Consider the following 19007-nt stretch of genomic DNA (forward strand, 5'->3'; position numbering starts at 1 on the left):
TTAGCGCCGGTCGATCTTGGGATCGAGCGCGTCGCGCAACCCATCGCCAAGCAGGTTGAACGCCAGCACGGTCAGGAAGATCGCCAGGCTCGGGAAGATCGCCACGTGCGGCGCGGTCACCATGTCGGCGCGCGCTTCGTTGAGCATCGCCCCCCATTCCGGCGTGGGCGGCTGCGCACCCAGGCCAAGGAACGACAGGCTGGCCGCGGTGATGATCGAGGTGCCGATACGCATCGAGAAATACACTACGATCGACGACACCGTGCCCGGCAAAATATGCCGCATCAGGATGGTCCAGTCCGACGCGCCGATGCTGCGCGCAGCCTCCACATAGGTCAGCCGCTTGAGCATCAGCGTATTGCCGCGCACCAGCCGCGCGAACGCCGGGATGCTGAAGATGGCCACGGCGAAAATCACGTTGGTCATGCCGTTGCCAAGGATCGCCACGATGCCGATCGCCAGCAGGATGCCCGGGAAGGCAAAGAGCACGTCTGAAATGCGCATCACGATGCGGTCCCACCAGCCCTCGTAGTAGCCCGCCAGCAGGCCCAGCACGGTGCCGATCAGCGCGCCGATGATCACCGACAGGAAGCCCGCCGCCAGCGAGATGCGCGCCCCGGCCAGGATGCGGCTGAAGATATCGCGCCCGAGCGAATCGACCCCCATCCAGTGCGCGGCCGACGGGCCGGCATTAAGCGCGTCGTAGTCGAAGAAGTTCTCCGGGTCGTACGGCACGATATGCGGCGCCACGATGGCAATCACCACCAGCACCAGCACGAACGCGCCGGCGCCCAGCGCCAGGTGTTGCTTGCGGAATTTGCGCCAGAACTCGGTCCAGGGCGTGCGCACGGCCTCCGGCACGGGCGCGGTGGCGGGTGCCGCTTCAGTTGCGGCGGGCGTGGAAAGCTCAGTCATGCCGGCCTCACTTGTAGCGGATGGTTGGGTTGATCACGGTGTAGAGCATGTCCACCACCAGGTTGATCAGGATGAATTCGAGCGAGAACAGCAGCACCTCGGCCTGGATCACCGGGTAGTCGCGCATCTCGACGGCATCGACCAGCAGGCGCCCCAGGCCCGGCCAGTTGAACACCTTTTCCACCACGATCGAGCCGCCCAGCAGGAAGCCGAACTGCAGGCCCATCATCGTCACCACCGGGATCATGGCGTTGCGCAGGCCGTGCTTGGCCACCACCAGCGTCTCGTGCACGCCCTTGGCGCGGGCGGTGCGGATGAAATCCTCTTGCAGCACCTCGACGAACGAGGCCCGCGTAAAACGCGCCATCACCGCGGCCACCGCCGCACCCAGCGTGATGGACGGCAACACGTAGTGCTTCCAGCTGTCGGCGCCGATCGACGGCAGCCAGCCCAGCTGCACCGAGAACACTTCCATCAGCAGCATGCCCAGCGCAAAGGCCGGGAACGAGATGCCCGACACCGCCAGCGTCATGCCGAGCCGGTCCGGCCAGCGGTTGCGCCACACGGCCGAGCCGATGCCGATCGCCATGCCGAACACCACCGCCCATGCCATCGACGCCACCGTCAGCAGCAGCGTGGGCATGAAGCGGTCACCGATTTCCTCGCTCACCGGGCGCTTGGTGCGCAGCGAATGGCCGAACTCGCCGCGGACCGCATTGGAGAAGAAGTTGACGAACTGCTCGTGCATGGGCCGGTCCAGCCCAAGATCCTTGCGCACTAGTTCGACCGTGGCCGAGTCGGCCTCCGGGCCCGCCGCCAGCCGCGCGGGATCGCCCGGCAGCAGGTGGACGAACAGGAACACCAGCACTGCCACGATCAGCAGCGTCGGGATCACGCCCAGCACACGTTTGAGGAAATAATTCAGCATGACACACCAAGAGGAAAGGCCGCGGGCCGCCCGCCTGCGAACCCCGCGTCGCGGGCAGGCGGCCGTCTGTCGGCTTACTGCTTTACTGCTTACTGCTCTGGGATGGGATAGCGTGAATCGGGCGCCTGGGTACTGCCGGCGCCCGACCATCTACCCATTACTGCTTGATATCGATCTCGTCGAAATTGAACGAGCCGTCCGGCATTACGTAGGCACCGGTCAGCCGTTTGCTGCGTGCGAACAGCACCTTCTCGGTCACCAGGAAGGCCCACGGCGCATCCTTCCAGATGCGTTCCTGGGCGTCCTTGTACAGGCGCGCCTTTTCGCCACGATCGGTGGTGCGCAGCGCGCCGGCGATATCGGCATCGACCTGGTCGTTCTTGTAGTACGCGGTGTTCAGCAGCTTGGGCGGCATCGACTCGGAAGCCAGCAGCGGACGCAGCGCCCAGTCCGATTCACCGGTCGACGACGACCAGCCCACGTAGTAGATGCGCACGCCGGCGTCTTCCGGCTTCTGCACGCTCTCCACCTTCTCCACGCGCTGGCCGGCTTCGAGCGCCTGCACCGAGGCCTTGATGCCGACCTGCTGCAGCTGCTGCTGCACGAACTGGATCACCTTCTGCGCGGTGGTGTGGTTGTAGGCCGACCACAGCGTGGTCTCGAAGCCGTTCGGGTAGCCGGCCTCCTTCAGCAGCGCGCGCGCCTTGGCCGGGTCATACGGCCACGGGCCCAGCTTCTCCGCAAAGTCCACGCCCGGCGGCACCACGCCCTCGGACGGCACGGCGTAGCCGGCAAAGGCGACCTTGGCCAGCGCGTCCTTGTTGATCGCGTAGTTGATGGCCTGGCGCACCTTGGGGTCGTTGAACGGCTTCACCATCGTATTCAGGCTCAGGTAGCGCTGGATGATCGACGGCGCCGAGATCAGGTCCACCTTGGTGCTGTTCTTCAGCACCGCGGCCTGCTCGAACGGGATGCTGAAGGCAAAGTCCGCCTCGCCGGTCTGCATCACGGCGGCGCGCGTGTTGTTGTCGACCACCGGCTTCCAGGTGATGGTGTCGATCTTCGGGTAACCGGTCTTCCAGAAGCCGGCAAACTTCCTGCCCTTGAGGTGGTCAGGCTGCTTCCACTCGACGAACTCGAACGGGCCGGTGCCGACCGGGTGGAAGGCAATGTCCTTGCCGTACTTCTGCAGCGCCGCCGGCGAGATCATCACGGCCGACGGATGGGCCAGCACGTTGACGAAGGGCGAGAACGGCTCCTTCAGCGTGACCTTCACCGTGCTGCCGTCCACCACGTCGGTCTTCGCCACGCGGTTGAACAGCGTATATCGCTTGAGCTTGTTGGCAGGGTTGGTCACGCGGTCCAGGTTGGCCTTGACGGCGGCGGCGTCGAACGTGGTGCCATCGTGGAACTTGACGCCCTTCTTCAGCTTGATGGTGTAGGTCAGGCCATCCTTGCTGACGTCATAGCTCTCGGCCAGCACGTTGACCAGCTTCATGTCCTTGTCCAGGCCGAACAGCCCCTGGTAGAAGCTCTTGGACACGGCCTGCGATAGCGTGTCGTTCGAGTCGTACGGGTCGAGCGAGGTAAACGTGGAAGCGACGGCCATCACCGCGTCCTTGGCGGCAAAGGCGGACAGCGGCGCCAGCGCGCCCATCGCGCCGGCCGCAAGCAGCCCGGCCACCAGCCTGGGCGAAACCATCCGTGCAGACATCTCGATTCTCCTTGGATTTACTTCCGTTTCAGTAGGCGCCGCCAACGGCGTGCCGGGCAACAAAATGACCAATCCCGCTACCGCCAGGCACCGGCACCAGCGGCTGCACCACCGGTTCGTCGCCGACCACGCGGATCGGGCTGGGGATCTCGTCGTTCAGCGGCTCGCGCCGCAGGTGGCGCCGCGCCGGGTCGGCGATCGGCACCGCCGACATCAGCTTTTTTGTGTAGGGGTGCTGCGGGTTCTCGAAAATCGCGCGGCGCGGGCCGATCTCGACGATCTGGCCCAGGTACATCACCGCCACGCGGTGGCTCACGCGCTCCACCACCGCCATGTCGTGCGAGATAAACAGGAAGGCGATGCCAAGCTCGCGCTGCAGGTCCAGCATCAGGTTGACGATCTGCGCCTGGATCGACACGTCCAGCGCGGAGACCGATTCATCGGCCACCACCACCTTGGGGTTCAGCGCCAGCGCGCGCGCAATGCAGATGCGCTGGCGCTGGCCGCCGGAGAACTCGTGCGGATAGCGCGCCGCGTGCGAGGGGTCCAGCCCCACCTTGTCGAGCAGCCAGGCCACGCGCTGCTCGGCCTCCTTGCCGCTGGCGACCTTGTGCACCAGCAGCGGCTCCATGATCGAATAGCCCACCGGTACGCGCGGATCGAGCGAGGCGAACGGGTCCTGGAAGATGAACTGGATATTGCGGCGCAGGGTCTGCAGCGCTGGCCCCTCCATCTTGCTGATGTTTTGCCCGGCGAACTCGATCGTGCCGCTCTGGCTTTCCACCAGGCGCAGCAGCGAGCGGCCCGTGGTGGACTTGCCGCAGCCGGACTCTCCCACCAGCGCCAGCGTCTCGCCGGGATAGAGGTCGAAGCTGACCTTCTCGACCGCGTGCACGCGCCGCGTGACGCGGCCGAACAGGCCGCCGGGCACGTCGAAGCGTGTCACCAGGTCCTGCACGCGCAGGATCGGCGCGACGCCAGGCGTCACGGTGTCTTGTGGCGCGACCGGCTCGGCGTTGGCGCTGTCCAGGCGCAGCAGCGGGAACTTGGCCGGCAGGTCGGTGCCGCTCATCGCGCCCAGCCGCGGCACCGCCGACAGCAGCGCACGGGTGTACGGATGCGCCGGCGCGCGGAACACGTCCTCCGAACTGCCCTCTTCCACCTTTTCGCCGCGATACATCACCAGCACGCGGTCGGCCACCTCGGCCACCACGCCCATGTCGTGGGTGATAAAGACCACGCCCATATGCATCTCGGCCTGCAGCCCGCGGATCAGCTGCAGGATTTCGGCCTGGATGGTCACGTCCAGTGCCGTGGTCGGCTCGTCGGCGATCAGGAGCGCCGGCTTGCACGACAGCGCCATCGCGATCATCACGCGCTGGCGCATGCCGCCCGAGAGCTGGTGCGGATAGCGCTCCAGCACGCGGCGCGCCTCGGGGATGCGCACCAGCTCCAGCATGCGCAGCGCCTCGGCGCGCGCAGCGGCGCGGCTCTTGCCCTGGTGCAGCCGGATCGATTCGGCGATCTGCTCGCCCACCGCGAAGACCGGGTTGAGCGAGGTCATCGGCTCCTGGAAAATCATCGCCACGTCGGCGCCGCGCACGCTGCGCAGCGTGGCGTTGTCCGCGCGCACCAGGTCGAGCACCTCGCCGCCGCGCCGGCGCAGCGCCATGCTGCCGGAGACGATCTTGCCGCCGCCATGTTCGACCAGGCGCATCAGCGCCAGCGACGTGACCGACTTGCCCGAGCCCGACTCGCCCACCACCGCCAGCGTCTCGCCGCGGTCGACATGGAAAGACAGGTTGCGCACCGCCTCGACGGTGCGCTCGGACGTGGCAAAGCGCACGGTCAGCCCGTTCACCGAGACGACGCGCTCGGGCGGCAGTGCGATGCCGGATGCGGAAGCGTGCGATTGCGCAGGGGTAGTGGTGGCCACTGGAACTCCTTGTATTGCTGCTTGATGCTCGGACTTGCTGGTGCGGTGCAGGTCAGCCGTAGATCGACACGTTCGCCGCCTCGCCCACCCGGGCGAAACCGCGATACATGCCTTCGGTGTTGAACGGAAGCGTGACGTTGCCGGCGCGGTCCACCGCGATCAGGCCGCCGCGGCCGTTGATGGCGCGCAGTTTTTCCATCACCACGCGCCGGGCCGATTCCTCGAGCGACAGGCCGGCGTAGCGCATCTGCGCGGACACGTCGTAAGCGGCCACGGTGCGGATGAACATTTCGCCGGTGCCGGTCGCGGACACGGCCGCCACGTCATCGGCATAGCAGCCCGCGCCGATCACCGGCGTATCGCCAACGCGGCCCACGCGCTTGTTGGTCACGCCGCCGGTGGAAGTGGCCGCGGCCAGGTTGCCCTGGCTGTCGCAGGCGACCGCGCCGACGGTGCCGAACTTGCTGTCGGGATCGATCGGATCGGCCGGCCGGGCCTTGCCCTGCGCGGCCAGCGCGGCGGCGTCGTGGTCCAGCAGCGCCATGCCTGCGGTGCCGCGCGCGCGCTGCCACTGATCGTGGCGAGCCTGCGTGAAGTAGTAGTCCGGCGCCACCAGTTCCAGGCCCTGCGCTTCGGCAAACGCCTCGGCGCCGGCGCCGGCAAAGAGCACATGCTCGCTGCGATCCAGCACCGCGCGCGCGGCCAGCACCGGATTGCGCAGGCGCGTGACGCAGGCCACCGCGCCGGCATCGAGCGTGGCGCCGTCCATCACCGCGGCGTCCAGTTCAAAGGTGCCGGCATGGGTCAGCACGGCGCCCTTGCCCGCATTGAACAGCGGGCATTCTTCCAGCAGGCGCACGGCCTCGGTGACGGCGTCGAGCGCGCTGCCGCCATCGGCCAGGATGCGCTGCCCGGCTCGCAGCACGTGTTGCAGCGCCTCGGTGTATTCGCGTTCGCGTGCGGGGTCCATCGCGGCGCGGGTAATGGTGCCGGCGCCGCCGTGGATGGCAATGACTGCTTGATGCATGAGAGGGAGCTCAGGACTTCTGGGTGTGAGGGGAACGGCGGCGCGTAGCGCCGGCCTTGGCTTCGATGGGCTGTGCAGCGTCGTCGTGGTCGCGCTCGCTGCGATTGGCGCGGTCCGCACGCTGCGCGCGTTCGACGCCCGCGGCGCCATACAGCCACGGCAGCAGGAATTCGGTCATTTCGGCGGCGGCCTTGACCGGCCGCTCGGCCCGATGCGCCACCGCGCCGCACAGCGCTTCGATCAGCGCCAGCACGGTGGCATCGGAATTGGCGGAGAGCCGGTTGGCCGCCTGCGCGTACAGCGCGATATCGGCAATCGGCGCCAGCGGCGAGGTCGGCCCGTCGGTCAGCGCCAGCAACTGGCCGCCGTGCGCCTTGGCACGCTGGGCAAGCTCGACGGTGTCGGCGACATAGCGCGGGAAGGCGATCACGATCAGCAGGTCGCTCGGCTGCAGCTTGAACAACTGGCGCGCCGCATGCGAGGCGCCACCGGCGCCTGCCACGGAGGTCACCGTGCGGCAGTGCATTTCCAGCCCGTGCTGCAGCAGGCCGGCGAGGAAACCACTCGCGCCGAAACCCGCTACGTATACGCGCTGCGCCCCCAGGATCGCCGAGACCGCGCGCTCGCAGGCTGCAGCATCGATGCCGCGCCGCGTAGCTTCGGCATTGGCGGCGGCGTCTTCCAGCGAGGCGGCAAACACCTCGGCCGCGGTCGCGGGCCGCTCCAGTTCGCTGCGCAGCCGCTCCACCGGGGCCAGCGTGGCTTCATAGCCACGCACCAGTTCGGCCCGGAACTGCGGATAGCCGTCAAAGCCCAGCGCCCGCGCAAAGCGGTTGGCCGTAGCGACCGATACCTCCACTGCCGTCGCGAACTCGTCGATGCGCATCGTCGCCGCGCGGAACAGGTTCGCCAGCACGTATTCCGCCATGCGGCGGTGTGCCGGCGTCAGCGTCGGCAGGCTGCGCGCAATGCGGTCGGAGATGGAATGGCCGTTGGACATGCGGAAGGGTCAGGAAAAATTCGAAAAACGGTGATTTGTATCGTGTAAATGAATTTACACTCAACCCATACCCAAAGAAAATAGAGTTTTACCAGACCGAGGGTAATCCCTAGGCGCGCGGGCGCACCCGGCACCGCGCAGGTGCATGATCGGCACCGCGTCGGAACCGTTTTCACGTCTGCGGGCATGGGCCCGCACCGGAAACGCTACAATGCCGGCCAGCGCAGCAAACCCGCCGCTGACCGCTTTTCTCTGCGTTTTTCCGTTCTTCTTTCAGACGCTTCCCCACTCGTGATCCGAATCGACCAGCTTGTCCTCCAGCGCGGCACCAAGGTGCTGTTCGACCACACCAGCGTGACGCTCAACCCGGGCGAGCGCGTTGGCCTTGTCGGCGCCAACGGCAGCGGCAAGTCGACGCTGTTCGCGCTGCTGCGTGGCGAACTGCATCCGGACGGGGGCGATGTCAGCGTGCCCACGCAGTGGCGCGTCGCACACGTGGCGCAGGAAACGCCGGCGGTGGACCGCAGCGCGGTGGACTACGTGATCGACGGCGACACGCGCCTGCGCGAGATCGAAGCCGCCATCGCCGCCGCACAGGGCACCGGCGACGGCAGCGCCGAGGGCGAGGCCCACGCCGAGTTTGCCGACGCCGACGGCTACACCGCCCCGGCGCGCGCCGAGGCGCTGCTGCTGGGCCTGGGGTTCACGCTGGCGCAGGTGACGCAGCCGGTGGCGTCGTTCTCCGGCGGCTGGCGCATGCGCCTGAACCTGGCGCAGGCGCTGATGTGCCCGTCCGATCTGCTGCTGCTCGACGAACCCACCAACCACCTGGACCTGGACGCCATCGTCTGGCTGGAAGACTGGCTGGCGCGCTATCCGGGCACGCTGGTGATGATTTCGCACGACCGCGAATTCCTCGACGCGATCTGCAACGTCACTGTGCATATCGAGAACCAGCAGTTGCGCCGCTACGGCGGCAACTACACGCTGTTCGAGACGCTGCGCCTGCAGCAGATGGCACAGCAACAGTCCGCCTACGTGCGCCAGCAGAAGGAAATCGCGCACCTGGAATCGTTTATCACGCGCTTCAAGGCCAAGGCGACCAAGGCGCGGCAGGCGCAGAGCCGGGTCAAGGCGCTGGAGAAGATGGAACGGCTGGCGCCGGTGCACGTCGCATCCGGCTTCGCCTTCGAGTTCCGCGAGCCCGACGCCGCGCCCAACCCGATGATGGTGCTCGACGGCGTCGACTGCGGCTATGCCGAGGCCGATCCGCCCGTCACCATCCTGCACAACCTGGCGCTGTCGATCCAGAACGGCCAGCGCATCGGCCTGCTGGGCGCCAACGGCCAGGGCAAGTCGACACTGGTCAAAACTCTGGCCGGCACGCAGGACCCACTCACCGGCAAGCTGCGCCTGGGCAAGGGCCTGCAGATCGGCTACTTCGCCCAGCACCAGCTGGAAACGCTGCGCGACCACGACTCGCCGCTGCAGCACCTGGCACGCCTGGCGCCTGACACCCGCGAGCAGGAACTGCGCGACTTCCTCGGCAGCTTCAACTTCCGCGGGGATATGGCGACCTCGCCGATCGAACCCTTCTCCGGCGGCGAGAAGGCGCGGCTGGCGCTGTCGCTGATCGTCTGGCAGAAGCCCAACCTGCTGCTGCTGGACGAACCGACCAACCACCTCGACCTGGACACCCGCGAAGCGCTGACGATGGCGCTGGCGCAGTTCGAAGGCACGCTGATTCTCGTCTCGCACGACCGGCATCTGCTGCGCGCTACCGCGGATCAGTTCATGCTGGTGGCCGATGGCACGATCAAGCCGTTTGATGGCGACCTGGACGACTATCGCGACTGGCTGCTGCAACAGGCCGCCGCCAAGCGCAATGCTGCGGTGGCCGCGCATCAGGCGGAGAACGGTGGCGATGCCGCTGCTACGGTCAACCGCAAGGATCAGCGCCGCGCTGAAGCGGATGAGCGCCAGCGGCTGTCGGCGCTGCGCAAGCCGTTGACCAAGGAGTTGGAGAAAGTCGAGAAACGCATGGCGGTGCTCCAGACGGCCAAGACGGAAATCGACCAGTTCATGGCCGATGAGACAAGCTATGCCGAAGCCAACAAGGCGAAGCTGATGGAGATGCTGAAGCGCCAGGGCGAGGTCAACGGCGAGTTGGAGACGCTGGAAGAGAAATGGCTGGAACTGCAGGAGCAGATTGAGCAGATTGCGTGAGGGGTCTGACGGGTCCGAGTCCCCTCCTTCGCATCCATCAATCGAAAGCTTTCAAACCGGCGCCTGTTTGCGAACAGTCAGCGTCAAGCCGCGCAGCAGAAAAAAACCGGCGCCTGTGGCGCCGGTTCTCTATTCCGCTGTCCGCGAAGTTCAACGGAAATTCTTCTCCCGCCGGATCAACCCCACCGCCAGCGTCAGCGTCAGGATAAACAGCCAGATCAGCGACCACGCCGGCACCGACAGCCCCAGCACCGGCGGCAGCGGCGCAGCGCAGAGGCCATCGGCATAAAACACCTGCGGCAGCACCTTGGCCGTCGGCAGCGCATTGACCCAGTTCTCCAGCGGATCGATGCCGCAGCTGGCCTTGGGGTTAAGTAGCAGTGCCACGTGGTAAACCGCCACCGCAATGCCGGCGATGCCCGACAACATGCCGAGCCCCTGCCACAGCGAGCGCGTGTTCTGCGCCACCACGGCCAGCAACGAGAAGATGCCGATGCCGATAAAGGCGAAGCGCTGCATCACGCAGAGCGGACAAGGCTGGTAGCCCTTTTCAAACTGGAGGTAGAGCGCAACGCCGACCAGGCCGAAGGAAACGAGGGCGATCAGCAGGAAATAGGCGCGTGAGTTGGCTTGCATAGATGGTGATCAGGTAATCCGGTAAACGGTGCCGTCAGTTCAGGGCGCGGCATTGCTGCGCATTATTACCGATTTTGCAGCGCCAGCCTTGGGCGTCACACTGGGGCCGCATCCCCTGCCCTGCGGCGGATTGACGCAGCGGTGCTAGGCTTCGGCCTCCTGCCACGCCGTGCGCGGCAGACGATACAGGCAATGCGGCCGCAACGGGTGGCTTGGTGGCAGTGCGGGATGCTCGAACACGAGTGCATCCTCGTGCATGCCGAGCCGCTCCATTACGGCACGCGAGCGGCGGTTGTCCAGCGCAGTGAAGGACACGATCTCATCCAGCCCCAGCCGGCCAAAGCCCCAGCCCAGCGCGCCGCACGCGGCCTCGGTGGCGTAACCGCTGCCCCACGCATGGCGTGCGAGGCGCCAGCCGATCTCCACGCACGGCGAAAACGGCAGTGCCGCCGCCGGCTCGTGCAGGCCGACAAACCCCAGGAAGCCACCGTCCATTTTGCGCTCAACCACCCAGAATCCCCAGCCCCGCGTCGCGATCAGGTCGCGGCAGCGGTCCGCCATCGCATCGCTTTCGGCGCGCGTCAGCGTGGCAGGGAAATAGCGCATCACCTCCGCGTCGGCATTGAGCGCGGCGAACGGCGCGTAGTCAGCATCGCGCCACTGGCGCAGCCGCAGGCGTTCGGTCTCGAAGGCAATACCGTCGCCGTCCATGCTCAATCCAGGTGCCGCACGCGGTCGATCGCCTGCTCGATGCGCTCCACCGCGATCACTTCGAGCCCGTCGATCTTCTGCTTGGGCGCGTTGGCCTTGGGGATCACGGCCAGCGTGAAACCCAGCTTGGCGGCCTCCTTCAGCCGGTCCTGCCCCCTCGGGCTCGGCCGGATTTCGCCCGCCAGCCCGACTTCGCCGAACACCACCAGCCCGCGCGGCAGCGGCTTGTTGCGCATCGACGAGTGGATCGACAGCAGCACCGCCAGGTCGGCGGCGGGCTCGGTGATCTTGACCCCGCCGACCGCGTTCAGGAACACGTCCTGGTCGAAGCAGGCGACACCCGCATGCCGGTGCAGCACCGCCAGCAGCAGCGCCAGACGGTTCTGCTCCAGCCCCACGGCCAGCCGGCGCGGGTTGGGCACATGCGCCGTATCGACCAGCGCCTGGACTTCCACCAGCAGCGGCCGCGTGCCCTCCTGCGTCACCAGCACGCACGAGCCCGGCACGGTCTCTTCATGTTGCGACAGGAACAGCGCCGACGGGTTGCTGATGCCGCGCAGCCCGCGCTCGGTCATCGCGAACACGCCCAGCTCGTTGACCGCGCCGAAGCGGTTCTTGAAAGCGCGGATCAGCCGGTGCGAGGAGTGGGTATCGCCCTCGAAGTACAGCACCGTGTCGACGATATGCTCCAGCACGCGCGGCCCGGCCAGGCTGCCTTCCTTGGTCACGTGGCCGACCAGGATGATGGTGATGCCGGTGCTCTTGGCGATGCGCGTCAGCTGCGCCGCGCATTCGCGCACCTGCGCGACCGAGCCCGGCGCGGAGGTCAGCGCCTCGGAATACAGGGTCTGGATCGAGTCGATCACCGCGACTTCGGGCTTCTCTACCTCCAGCGTGGCCTGGATCTTCTCGAGCTGGATTTCCGCCAGCAGCCCAAGCGACGGGCTTTCCACCCCCAGGCGCTGCGCGCGCAGCGCGATCTGCGCGCCGGATTCTTCGCCGCTGACATAGAGCACGCGGCGCTGCCCGGCCAGGTTGGCCAGTGCCTGCAGCAGCAGCGTGGACTTGCCGATGCCGGGGTCGCCGCCGATCAGCACCACCCCGCCCGACACCAGGCCGCCGCCCAGCACGCGGTCGAATTCATCGATGCCGCTGGAAAAGCGCGGCACGTCGGCCGCCTCGATCTCGGACAGCTTGCGCACCGTGGCCGACGCGGCCAGCGGCTGGAAGCGCTTGGTCGAGGCGGTCTCGGCCACCGTCTCCACCAGCGTGTTCCACTGCTGGCAATGCGGGCACTGGCCGGCCCAGCGCGGCGTGGTGCCGCCGCATTCGGTACAGGTATAGACAGTCTTGGTCTTGGCCAACGGATGTCCTTGCAGGAAAAAAGCGGGCCGGGCCCACAAGTGGCCCGGCCGGCAGATGGTAAGGCGGCGGGCCTGCGCCCGCGCTCGCGGCTTGTGCGGGACTGCGCGCTCAGGCCACCACGGGCGCTGCGCTGTCCGACGCCGTGATGGTCGCCACCGTGGTCGGCACGCGCGGCGCCAGTGCGCACATCAGCTCATAGCCGACCGTGCCGCTGGCCTGCGCCACTTCGTCGATCGGCAGGCCCTGCCCCCACAGCGTGACCGCGCTGCCCACCTTGGCCTTCGGGCACGGCGTCAGGTCCACGCACAGCATGTCCATCGACACGCGCCCCACCAGTTCGGTGCGCACGCCGTCGACCAGCACCGGCGCGCGCTGCTCGCCCCAGCCGGAGGCATGGCGCGGGTAGCCGTCGGCATAGCCGCAGGCGACCACGCCGATGCGCATCGGCCGCTCGGCAGTAAACAAGGAGCCATAGCCGACGCTGTCGCCCGGCTGCAGGTCCTGCACCGAGATCAGCTCGCTGTGCAGCGACATGGCCGGCTGCAGCCCGGTGCCGGCGATATCGGCGTCGCGCCCGGTCGGCGAAGCGCCGTACAGGATAATGCCGGGGCGCACCCAGGCCCGGTGCGCCTGCGGATGCCACAGCACCGCGGCCGAGTTCGACAGGCTGGCCTCGCCCGGCAGGTTGGCGGTGGCCGCGTCGAAGGCCTCGATCTGGTGGGCGACGCCTCGGGGACTATCCGCATCGGAAAAATGCGTCATATGGACGATACTGCCCACACAGGGCATCGAGCGGGCGCGTTCCCAGGCGGCACGGTACTGGGCCGGCTGGAAGCCCAGCCGGTTCATGCCGGTATTGAGCTTGAGCTGGATCGCCAGCGGCCCCCGGGGACGTGCGCTTTCCAGCATGCGCAGCTGCTCGTCGCAATGGATGGCGGTGGTCAGGCGGTATTGTTCGATCACGTCCACGTCCTGCGGCTGGAAGAATCCCTCCAGCAGCAGGATCGGGCCCTGCCAGCCGAGGTCGCGCAGCAGCACGGCTTCGTTCAGGTCGAGCAGGCCGAAGCCGTCGGCGCCGCGCAGCGCGGCAAACACACGGCGGATACCGTGGCCGTAGGCATTGGCCTTGACCACCGCCCAGATGCGCGAAGCGGGCGCGCTGCGGCGCACAATGTCGAGGTTGTTGGCCAGGGCGGGTTGGTGGATGACAGCGTGGATGGGTCTTGGCATGGAGTCACATCTCGGAAATAGGACGAGCGGGCGGGCGATCCAGTGGGCAACGCCGATGCGGGCAGCGCGGGCTGGCGGCACGGCGGCGGCTGGAAGGACGGCTCTGTCTCAGTGTCGATGGCGCAAACATCACCTGTCGGTGTGTGCAGCACGTTGGGGCAACCGGCGCGGGTCATCTCGCGCTAATGTGTTCCGGTCGCCATCTTGCCCGACCAGTGCACCAGATCAGGGAAGACCCGGTCGGCTCGGGGTGATCGCAGCCGTTATTTGAACACATTCAGAAGCCGTTGCCGGGGGTCCTTGGGGAATCGGCGCGGCAATTTGCTGTCAAAAAGGCGCCTTGCCGGGGTTCGGGAATGTCATGGTTTCGTGATATAAAGCCGGACGCTCCGGCCATGTTCTAAAAGCGAAGCATTTATGTCAATGACTGCCAGGCAAGCCGCACGTCGCCGCAGCAAAGTGCAACCGACACAATTCGACACGGCCGCGGTACAAGGTTCCCTGCAAACCATGGCCTCCCCGGCCGGCGCCAGCCTGGCCGAGCCGCACGGAGTGCGCGATGGAGAGAAAGTCGAGAGCATGAAGAAGGGTTTTTACACCATCATGGCCGCGCAGTTTTTTTCGTCGCTGGCCGACAACGCCTTACTGATCGCCGCCATCGCCCTTCTCACCGAATTGCATTCCCCGCAGTGGATGACTCCGCTGCTCAAGCTGTTCTTCGTTCTCTCCTACGTCATCCTCGCCGCGTTCGTGGGCGCCTTTGCAGACTCCATGCCCAAGGGGCGGGTGATGCTCATCACCAACGCCATCAAGGTGGTCGGGTGCGCGATCATGATGTTCGGGCTGCACCCCCTGCTGGCGTATGGCGTGGTGGGATTCGGCGCGGCGGCGTACTCGCCGGCCAAGTACGGCATCCTGACCGAGCTGCTGCCCCCCGAGAAGCTGGTGATGGCCAACGGCTGGATCGAGGGGCTGACGGTGGGCTCGATCATCCTGGGCACCGTGGTGGGCGGCGCGCTGATCTCGGTGCATATCTCCGACATCCTGCTGCGGCTGGACCTGCCCCTCATCAACACCGGCATCGACACGCCCGCCGAGGCCGCGATGGTGGTGATCATGCTGTTCTACGTGGTCGCCTCGGTCTTCAACCTGTTTATCCCCGACACCGGGGCGCGCTACCCTCAGCAGGAAAAGAACCCGATCAAGCTGATCGCCGAGTTCGGCGACTGCTTCCTGGCGCTGTGGCGCGACAAGCTCGGGCAGATCTCGCTGGCCGTGACCACGCTGTTCTGGGGCGTGGGCGCCACACTGCAGTTCATCGTACTGAAATGGGCGGAAAAGTCGCTCGGCCTGAACCTGTCGCAGGGCGCGCTGCTGCAGGCGGTGGTGGCAGTGGGCGTGGCCGTCGGCGCTATCCTTGCCGCCGCGCGCATCCCGCTGCGCAAGTCGCTCTCCGTGCTGCCCTTCGGTGTGGCGATGGGCGCGACCGTGATGATCATGGCCTTCTATACCAAGGACGCCATGCCCGAGGTCACGCTGCACATCCTGGGCATGCACATGCCGCTGTACATGTTCATCGCCTATGTGTTCCTGATGCTGGTGGGCGCGATGTCAGGCTACTTCGTGGTGCCGATGAACGCGCTGCTGCAGCATCGTGGGCACGTGCTGCTGTCGGCCGGCCACTCGATCGCAGTGCAGAACTTCAATGAGAACGTGTCGGTGCTGCTGATGCTGTGCCTGTACGCGCTGCTGATCAAGCTGAACGTGCCGATCGGCGTGGTGATCATCGCGCTGGGGCTGTTTATCTGCGTGACCATGCTGCTGGTGCTCAAGCTGCACAAATACAACATGCGTACGTTCAACTCGCTGGCGATGATCGGCGAGGACAAGCACCACTAAGCCTTCACCCTCGCTCGCCCCGCCTGCCGGCTGCACAGCCGGCGCGGGGATCAGGCCGCGTCGTCCGGCGCGGCCCGCGGCCCCGGCCGCAGCTCCTCCGCCGCCCGCGCCAGCGCCCTTTCCTCCCACCCCGGCGGCACCACGAAACCCCGCGAGCATTCGCGCCACCACCCCGGCGCCTGCGGTCCCGCCGGCTCCAGTTCGCATAGCATCACCGGCGCTTCGCGGCGCCAGCCGTGGTCATGGCGCGGATCGGCAAAGCGCTGCGCCAGAAAGGCGTGCAGCCCCTCGACCTCTTCCGTACCGGCATCCGTCACGAACGCCCCCGACAGCCAGCCCGAACGCGGCAACCGGCACCAGCGCGAGCCCGGCCGCGAAGCGGCACGCGCCATCCACCCGTCCAGCGACGACCACCAGCCGTGCAGGTGGTCGGGCGCGATGCCCAGCACGTCCAGCCCTGCCGGCACCTGCCCGTCGCGATAGAACAGCCAGCCCAGCAGGTAGACCTCGCTACGGTCGATCGCATGGCCCAGCAGCGCCTGCGCCTCGGGCGTGCGCCCGAGCGGCAGCTGGCGGTGCACCACGTGGCCGAGCTTGTCGCCGAGCCGGTCGACCAGGTTCGGGCCGACAAAGTCCTGCAACCGCGGCAGCGGCTCCGTGCCGGCCATCAGGTAGAACTTGGCCGCCATCTCCCAGTGGACCACCTCGCCGGAAGCCAGGTCGCGCCAGACGAAATCCAGCTCGCCCAGCGTGCGGATGCCCTGCCTTCCCGCGTGCCGCACCGGCACGTTGGCGGCCAGCAGCGACAGCCCTTGCATATGCCGCAGCGCGAAATGCAGCAGTCTTTCTGCATGGCGGCCCAGACGCAGGCTGCGGCTCGCAGGGTCATGGCTGGAATCGTCGGCGGAGAGCGGATGGCCGTCGGCCAGCTCGTCGATGGTGGCGGGCAACGCGGCGGGGTCGGCCGTCTCCAGCCAGCGCTGCCAGGCAGCCAGCGTGCCGCCGGGCCAGCGCGCCGGGGCCGCGCCCGGTACCGCCGCCAGCAGCGGCGGCGACAGCGTGGTCCAGGCCAGGTCGCGCGTACGCGCCGACGCGGCGCGTCGCCACAGCGGCGGACCCGACGGCAAATTGCCGTCGCCGCCGCGGTTCAGCGCGAGGTCAGGCCCCAGCTCCCGCACGGTCATGCACCTCGCGCGCCAGGCACAGGTCTTCCCAGGCGCGCGCCTTGTCGGTCAGGGTCCGCAGCAGGTAGGCCGGGTGGTAGGTCACCACCACCGGGATGCCTTCGTAGGTATGCACGGTGCCGCGCAGCTTGCCGATCGGCGTGGTCGAGCGCAGCAGCGACTGCGCCGCAAAGCGGCCCAGCACCACGATCACCTTGGGCTTCACCAGTGCGATCTGGCGGCGCAGGAAGGGCTCGCACTGCGCCACCTCGTCCGGCTCCGGGTTGCGGTTGCCCGGCGGGCGGCACTTGAGCACGTTGGCGATAAAGACATTGCGCCCGCGCGCCAATCCGAGCGCGCCGAGCATATTGTCAAGCAGCTTGCCGGCCTGGCCGACAAAGGGCTCGCCCTGCTGGTCCTCGTTCTCGCCGGGGGCTTCGCCGATCAGCATCCATTCGGCCTGGCGGTCGCCGACGCCGAACACGGTGTTGGTGCGCGTCTGGCACAGGCCGCAGGCGGTGCAGCCGGCGACCGCCGCTTCCAGCGCGGGCCAGTCCATGGTGGCGATGTCCGCCTCGCGATCGACCTGCGCCGAGCCGGGCTCCGGCCCCGCCGGCACCAGCGAGGGCATCGCGGGCGCCCTGTCGATGGTGAGGGGCGCCTCGGCTGGCGGCGTCGGCGCGGCGGCCTGGGCCGGCGCGCCGACAGGCGCTTCGGCTACGGGCGGGGCTTCGGCAATCGAAACGGCCGGAGCGGCCGGAGCGGCCAGAGCGGCCAGAGCGGCCAGAGCGGCCGGAGCGGCGCTGAGCGGCGCATCAACCGTGGCGACCTCGCCTGCCTCGGGCAGCGCCAGGGCCTGCGGCTCGCCGCCGGCGCGCTGGCGCAGCACCCACTCCGCGGGGATGCCCAGCACCTCCAGGAATTGCGCGCGGCGGCTCATGCGCGGCCCTCCGTGCCGTCATTGGCGGCGGCATCCTCCGGCCAGCTGCGGCGCAACACCAGCGCGTCTTCACGGGTGCGGCCCTCGGCCGGGTAATACCCCTTGCGGCGCCCGATCTCGACAAACCCGGCGGCCTGGTACAACGCGATCGCGCCGGTATTGGACGGGCGCACTTCCAGCAGCATGGTGCGGATGCGGTGCGCGTGCGAGGTAGCCAGCACGATCGCCAGCATCAGCCGCCCCAGCCCCTGGCGCTGGCGCCGCGGCTCGACGGTGATGTTGAGCAGGTGCATCTCGTCGACCACCGGCATCAGCACGGCGTAGGCCACCAGCGTGCCGGCCGGGTCGCGCAGCGTCAGGCCGAGATGCCCGGCCTTGACCGAGTTCTCGAAATTGCCGCGCGTCCACGGATGGCTGTAGGCGCGTGCCTCGATGCCGGCCACGGCCTCCAGGTCCAGCGCGCTCATGCGGCCCAGCGCCCAGCCGTCCGGCAGCGGCGGCATGGCCGGTACTGCCGGCCACTCGTTGCGCTCTTCCAGCGGATAGGCGGCGCTCACGATGCGCTCCCGGCCTGGGCCGCGGCGCGTGCGGCGGCCACGGCTTCGCGTTCGGCGATGGTCTGGGCGACCTTGTCGCGCAGGTAGATCGGCATGGCTTGGTCGGCGTCGATGGCTTCACCGCGGGCCAGTGCGCGCAAGCCGATGGAGACCATCGGCTGCGCATGCGGCATCGCCTCCGGCAGCACGCGCGACGCGCGCGCCAGGCCCGCCAGCCGCTCGCCGAATACCGTCGAGGCATTGCCCGCGATCCAGAAATCGCCCTCGGGCAACGTTACCGTTTCCGGTGCGCCGACCCGCATCGGCGTGATTTCCGCCCATTCCCGCGCGGCGGCATCCCAGCGGAAGGCGCCGGAATAGGCCTCGTCCATGCGCGCATCCAGCGCCACCAGCACCGCGGTATTATCCGGCAGCGAAGCCTCGCGCGCGCGTTCGGCGCAGGCCATCAGGGTATTGACGGGAACCACCGGCAGGCCGGCCCCGAAGGCCAGGCCCTGCGCCACGCCGCAGGCCGTGCGCAGGCCGGTGAACGAGCCCGGGCCGGCGCCGAAGGCGATCGCGGCGCAATCGGCGAGCACGATGCCGGCCTCGGCCAGCACCTCGCCAGCGGCCGGCAGCACGCGTGCGGACGAGCGTGCGCCGGTGTGCTCATGGCGCACCAGGCACTCGATTCCGGCACCCGCGACGGCACGTCCGAGCGCGACCGAGCACCACTCCGTAGAAGTTTCAACAGCAAGAATCCAGGACATGGCGCGATTGT

16 protein-coding genes are annotated in these 19007 nt (G+C 67.8%); 2 read left to right on the forward strand and 14 right to left on the reverse strand.

Going from position 1 to position 19007, the window contains the following annotated elements; translation table 11 throughout:
- The 6 genes from gsiD to ABNX08_RS11610 all read right to left on the reverse strand — a co-directional run bounded on the left by gsiD (nucleotide 1) and on the right by ABNX08_RS11610 (nucleotide 7520).
- Nucleotides 1-915: a glutathione ABC transporter permease GsiD gene (gene gsiD / locus ABNX08_RS11585; RefSeq protein ID WP_022535384.1), complete on the reverse strand. Its 915-nt coding sequence runs from the start codon at nucleotides 913-915 to the stop codon at nucleotides 1-3.
- A 7-nt stretch (nucleotides 916-922) separates the two neighbouring features.
- On the reverse strand, nucleotides 923-1843 hold the full coding sequence (gsiC, locus tag ABNX08_RS11590) for a glutathione ABC transporter permease GsiC (RefSeq protein ID WP_022535385.1): 921 nt from the start codon (nucleotides 1841-1843) through the stop codon (nucleotides 923-925).
- A 157-nt stretch (nucleotides 1844-2000) separates the two neighbouring features.
- On the reverse strand, nucleotides 2001-3557 hold the full coding sequence (gene gsiB / locus ABNX08_RS11595) for a glutathione ABC transporter substrate-binding protein GsiB (RefSeq protein ID WP_349607316.1): 1557 nt from the start codon (nucleotides 3555-3557) through the stop codon (nucleotides 2001-2003).
- 28 nt (nucleotides 3558-3585) lie between these two features.
- Nucleotides 3586-5493, reverse strand: coding sequence for a dipeptide ABC transporter ATP-binding protein (locus tag ABNX08_RS11600; protein ID WP_022535387.1), 1908 nt, complete (start codon nucleotides 5491-5493; stop codon nucleotides 3586-3588).
- A 52-nt stretch (nucleotides 5494-5545) separates the two neighbouring features.
- On the reverse strand, nucleotides 5546-6520 hold the full coding sequence (locus ABNX08_RS11605; protein WP_022535388.1) for an isoaspartyl peptidase/L-asparaginase family protein: 975 nt from the start codon (nucleotides 6518-6520) through the stop codon (nucleotides 5546-5548).
- Between the two features lie 10 nt (nucleotides 6521-6530).
- The gene (locus ABNX08_RS11610) at nucleotides 6531-7520 is read right to left on the reverse strand and encodes a MurR/RpiR family transcriptional regulator (protein WP_349607315.1); all 990 of its coding nucleotides are present in this window, start codon (nucleotides 7518-7520) and stop codon (nucleotides 6531-6533) included.
- 291 nt (nucleotides 7521-7811) lie between these two features.
- Here ABNX08_RS11610 and ABNX08_RS11615 point away from each other — a divergent pair, with 291 nt between their 5' ends.
- Complete coding sequence (locus ABNX08_RS11615; protein WP_022535390.1) at nucleotides 7812-9746, forward strand: ATP-binding cassette domain-containing protein; 1935 nt, start codon at nucleotides 7812-7814, stop codon at nucleotides 9744-9746.
- Between the two features lie 150 nt (nucleotides 9747-9896).
- On the opposite strand, the gene ABNX08_RS11620 is transcribed toward ABNX08_RS11615, so the two are convergent.
- The 4 genes from ABNX08_RS11620 to alr all read right to left on the reverse strand — a co-directional run bounded on the left by ABNX08_RS11620 (nucleotide 9897) and on the right by alr (nucleotide 13688).
- Nucleotides 9897-10382: a disulfide bond formation protein B gene (locus ABNX08_RS11620; protein ID WP_022535391.1), complete on the reverse strand. Its 486-nt coding sequence runs from the start codon at nucleotides 10380-10382 to the stop codon at nucleotides 9897-9899.
- 144 nt (nucleotides 10383-10526) lie between these two features.
- Nucleotides 10527-11093: a GNAT family N-acetyltransferase gene (locus ABNX08_RS11625; protein ID WP_022535392.1), complete on the reverse strand. Its 567-nt coding sequence runs from the start codon at nucleotides 11091-11093 to the stop codon at nucleotides 10527-10529.
- Nucleotides 11094-11095: 2 nt separating this feature from the next.
- Nucleotides 11096-12457, reverse strand: coding sequence for a DNA repair protein RadA (gene radA / locus ABNX08_RS11630; RefSeq protein WP_022535393.1), 1362 nt, complete (start codon nucleotides 12455-12457; stop codon nucleotides 11096-11098).
- Nucleotides 12458-12566: 109 nt separating this feature from the next.
- Nucleotides 12567-13688: an alanine racemase gene (alr, locus tag ABNX08_RS11635; protein WP_022535394.1), complete on the reverse strand. Its 1122-nt coding sequence runs from the start codon at nucleotides 13686-13688 to the stop codon at nucleotides 12567-12569.
- 579 nt (nucleotides 13689-14267) lie between these two features.
- On the opposite strand from alr, the gene lplT reads away from it, so the two are divergent.
- Nucleotides 14268-15587: a lysophospholipid transporter LplT gene (lplT, locus tag ABNX08_RS11640; protein WP_041681475.1), complete on the forward strand. Its 1320-nt coding sequence runs from the start codon at nucleotides 14268-14270 to the stop codon at nucleotides 15585-15587.
- 50 nt (nucleotides 15588-15637) lie between these two features.
- Here the strand turns inward: lplT and ABNX08_RS11645 are convergent, their stop codons facing one another.
- Genes ABNX08_RS11645 through tsaB form a run of 4 tightly spaced genes read right to left on the reverse strand, consistent with a single transcriptional unit; the run spans nucleotide 15638 to nucleotide 18996 of the window.
- Nucleotides 15638-16771, reverse strand: coding sequence for a DUF1853 family protein (locus ABNX08_RS11645; RefSeq protein ID WP_349607314.1), 1134 nt, complete (start codon nucleotides 16769-16771; stop codon nucleotides 15638-15640).
- Nucleotides 16746-17690, reverse strand: coding sequence for a uracil-DNA glycosylase (locus tag ABNX08_RS11650; protein WP_349607313.1), 945 nt, complete (start codon nucleotides 17688-17690; stop codon nucleotides 16746-16748). Before ABNX08_RS11650 ends, ABNX08_RS11645 begins: the two co-directional genes overlap by 26 nt.
- Entirely contained in the window at nucleotides 17687-18247 is a 561-nt protein-coding gene (rimI, locus tag ABNX08_RS11655) for a ribosomal protein S18-alanine N-acetyltransferase (protein WP_349607312.1), read from the reverse strand. Before rimI ends, ABNX08_RS11650 begins: the two co-directional genes overlap by 4 nt.
- Nucleotides 18244-18996, reverse strand: a complete 753-nt coding sequence (tsaB, locus tag ABNX08_RS11660; RefSeq protein WP_349607311.1) for a tRNA (adenosine(37)-N6)-threonylcarbamoyltransferase complex dimerization subunit type 1 TsaB — start codon at nucleotides 18994-18996, stop codon at nucleotides 18244-18246. The genes rimI and tsaB overlap by 4 nt, the downstream gene beginning before the upstream one ends.
- Nucleotides 18997-19007 lie beyond the last annotated feature (11 nt).

This window comes from Cupriavidus sp. DF5525, assembly GCF_040149425.2.
Taxonomy (GTDB): Bacteria; Pseudomonadota; Gammaproteobacteria; order Burkholderiales; family Burkholderiaceae; genus Cupriavidus; species Cupriavidus pickettii_A.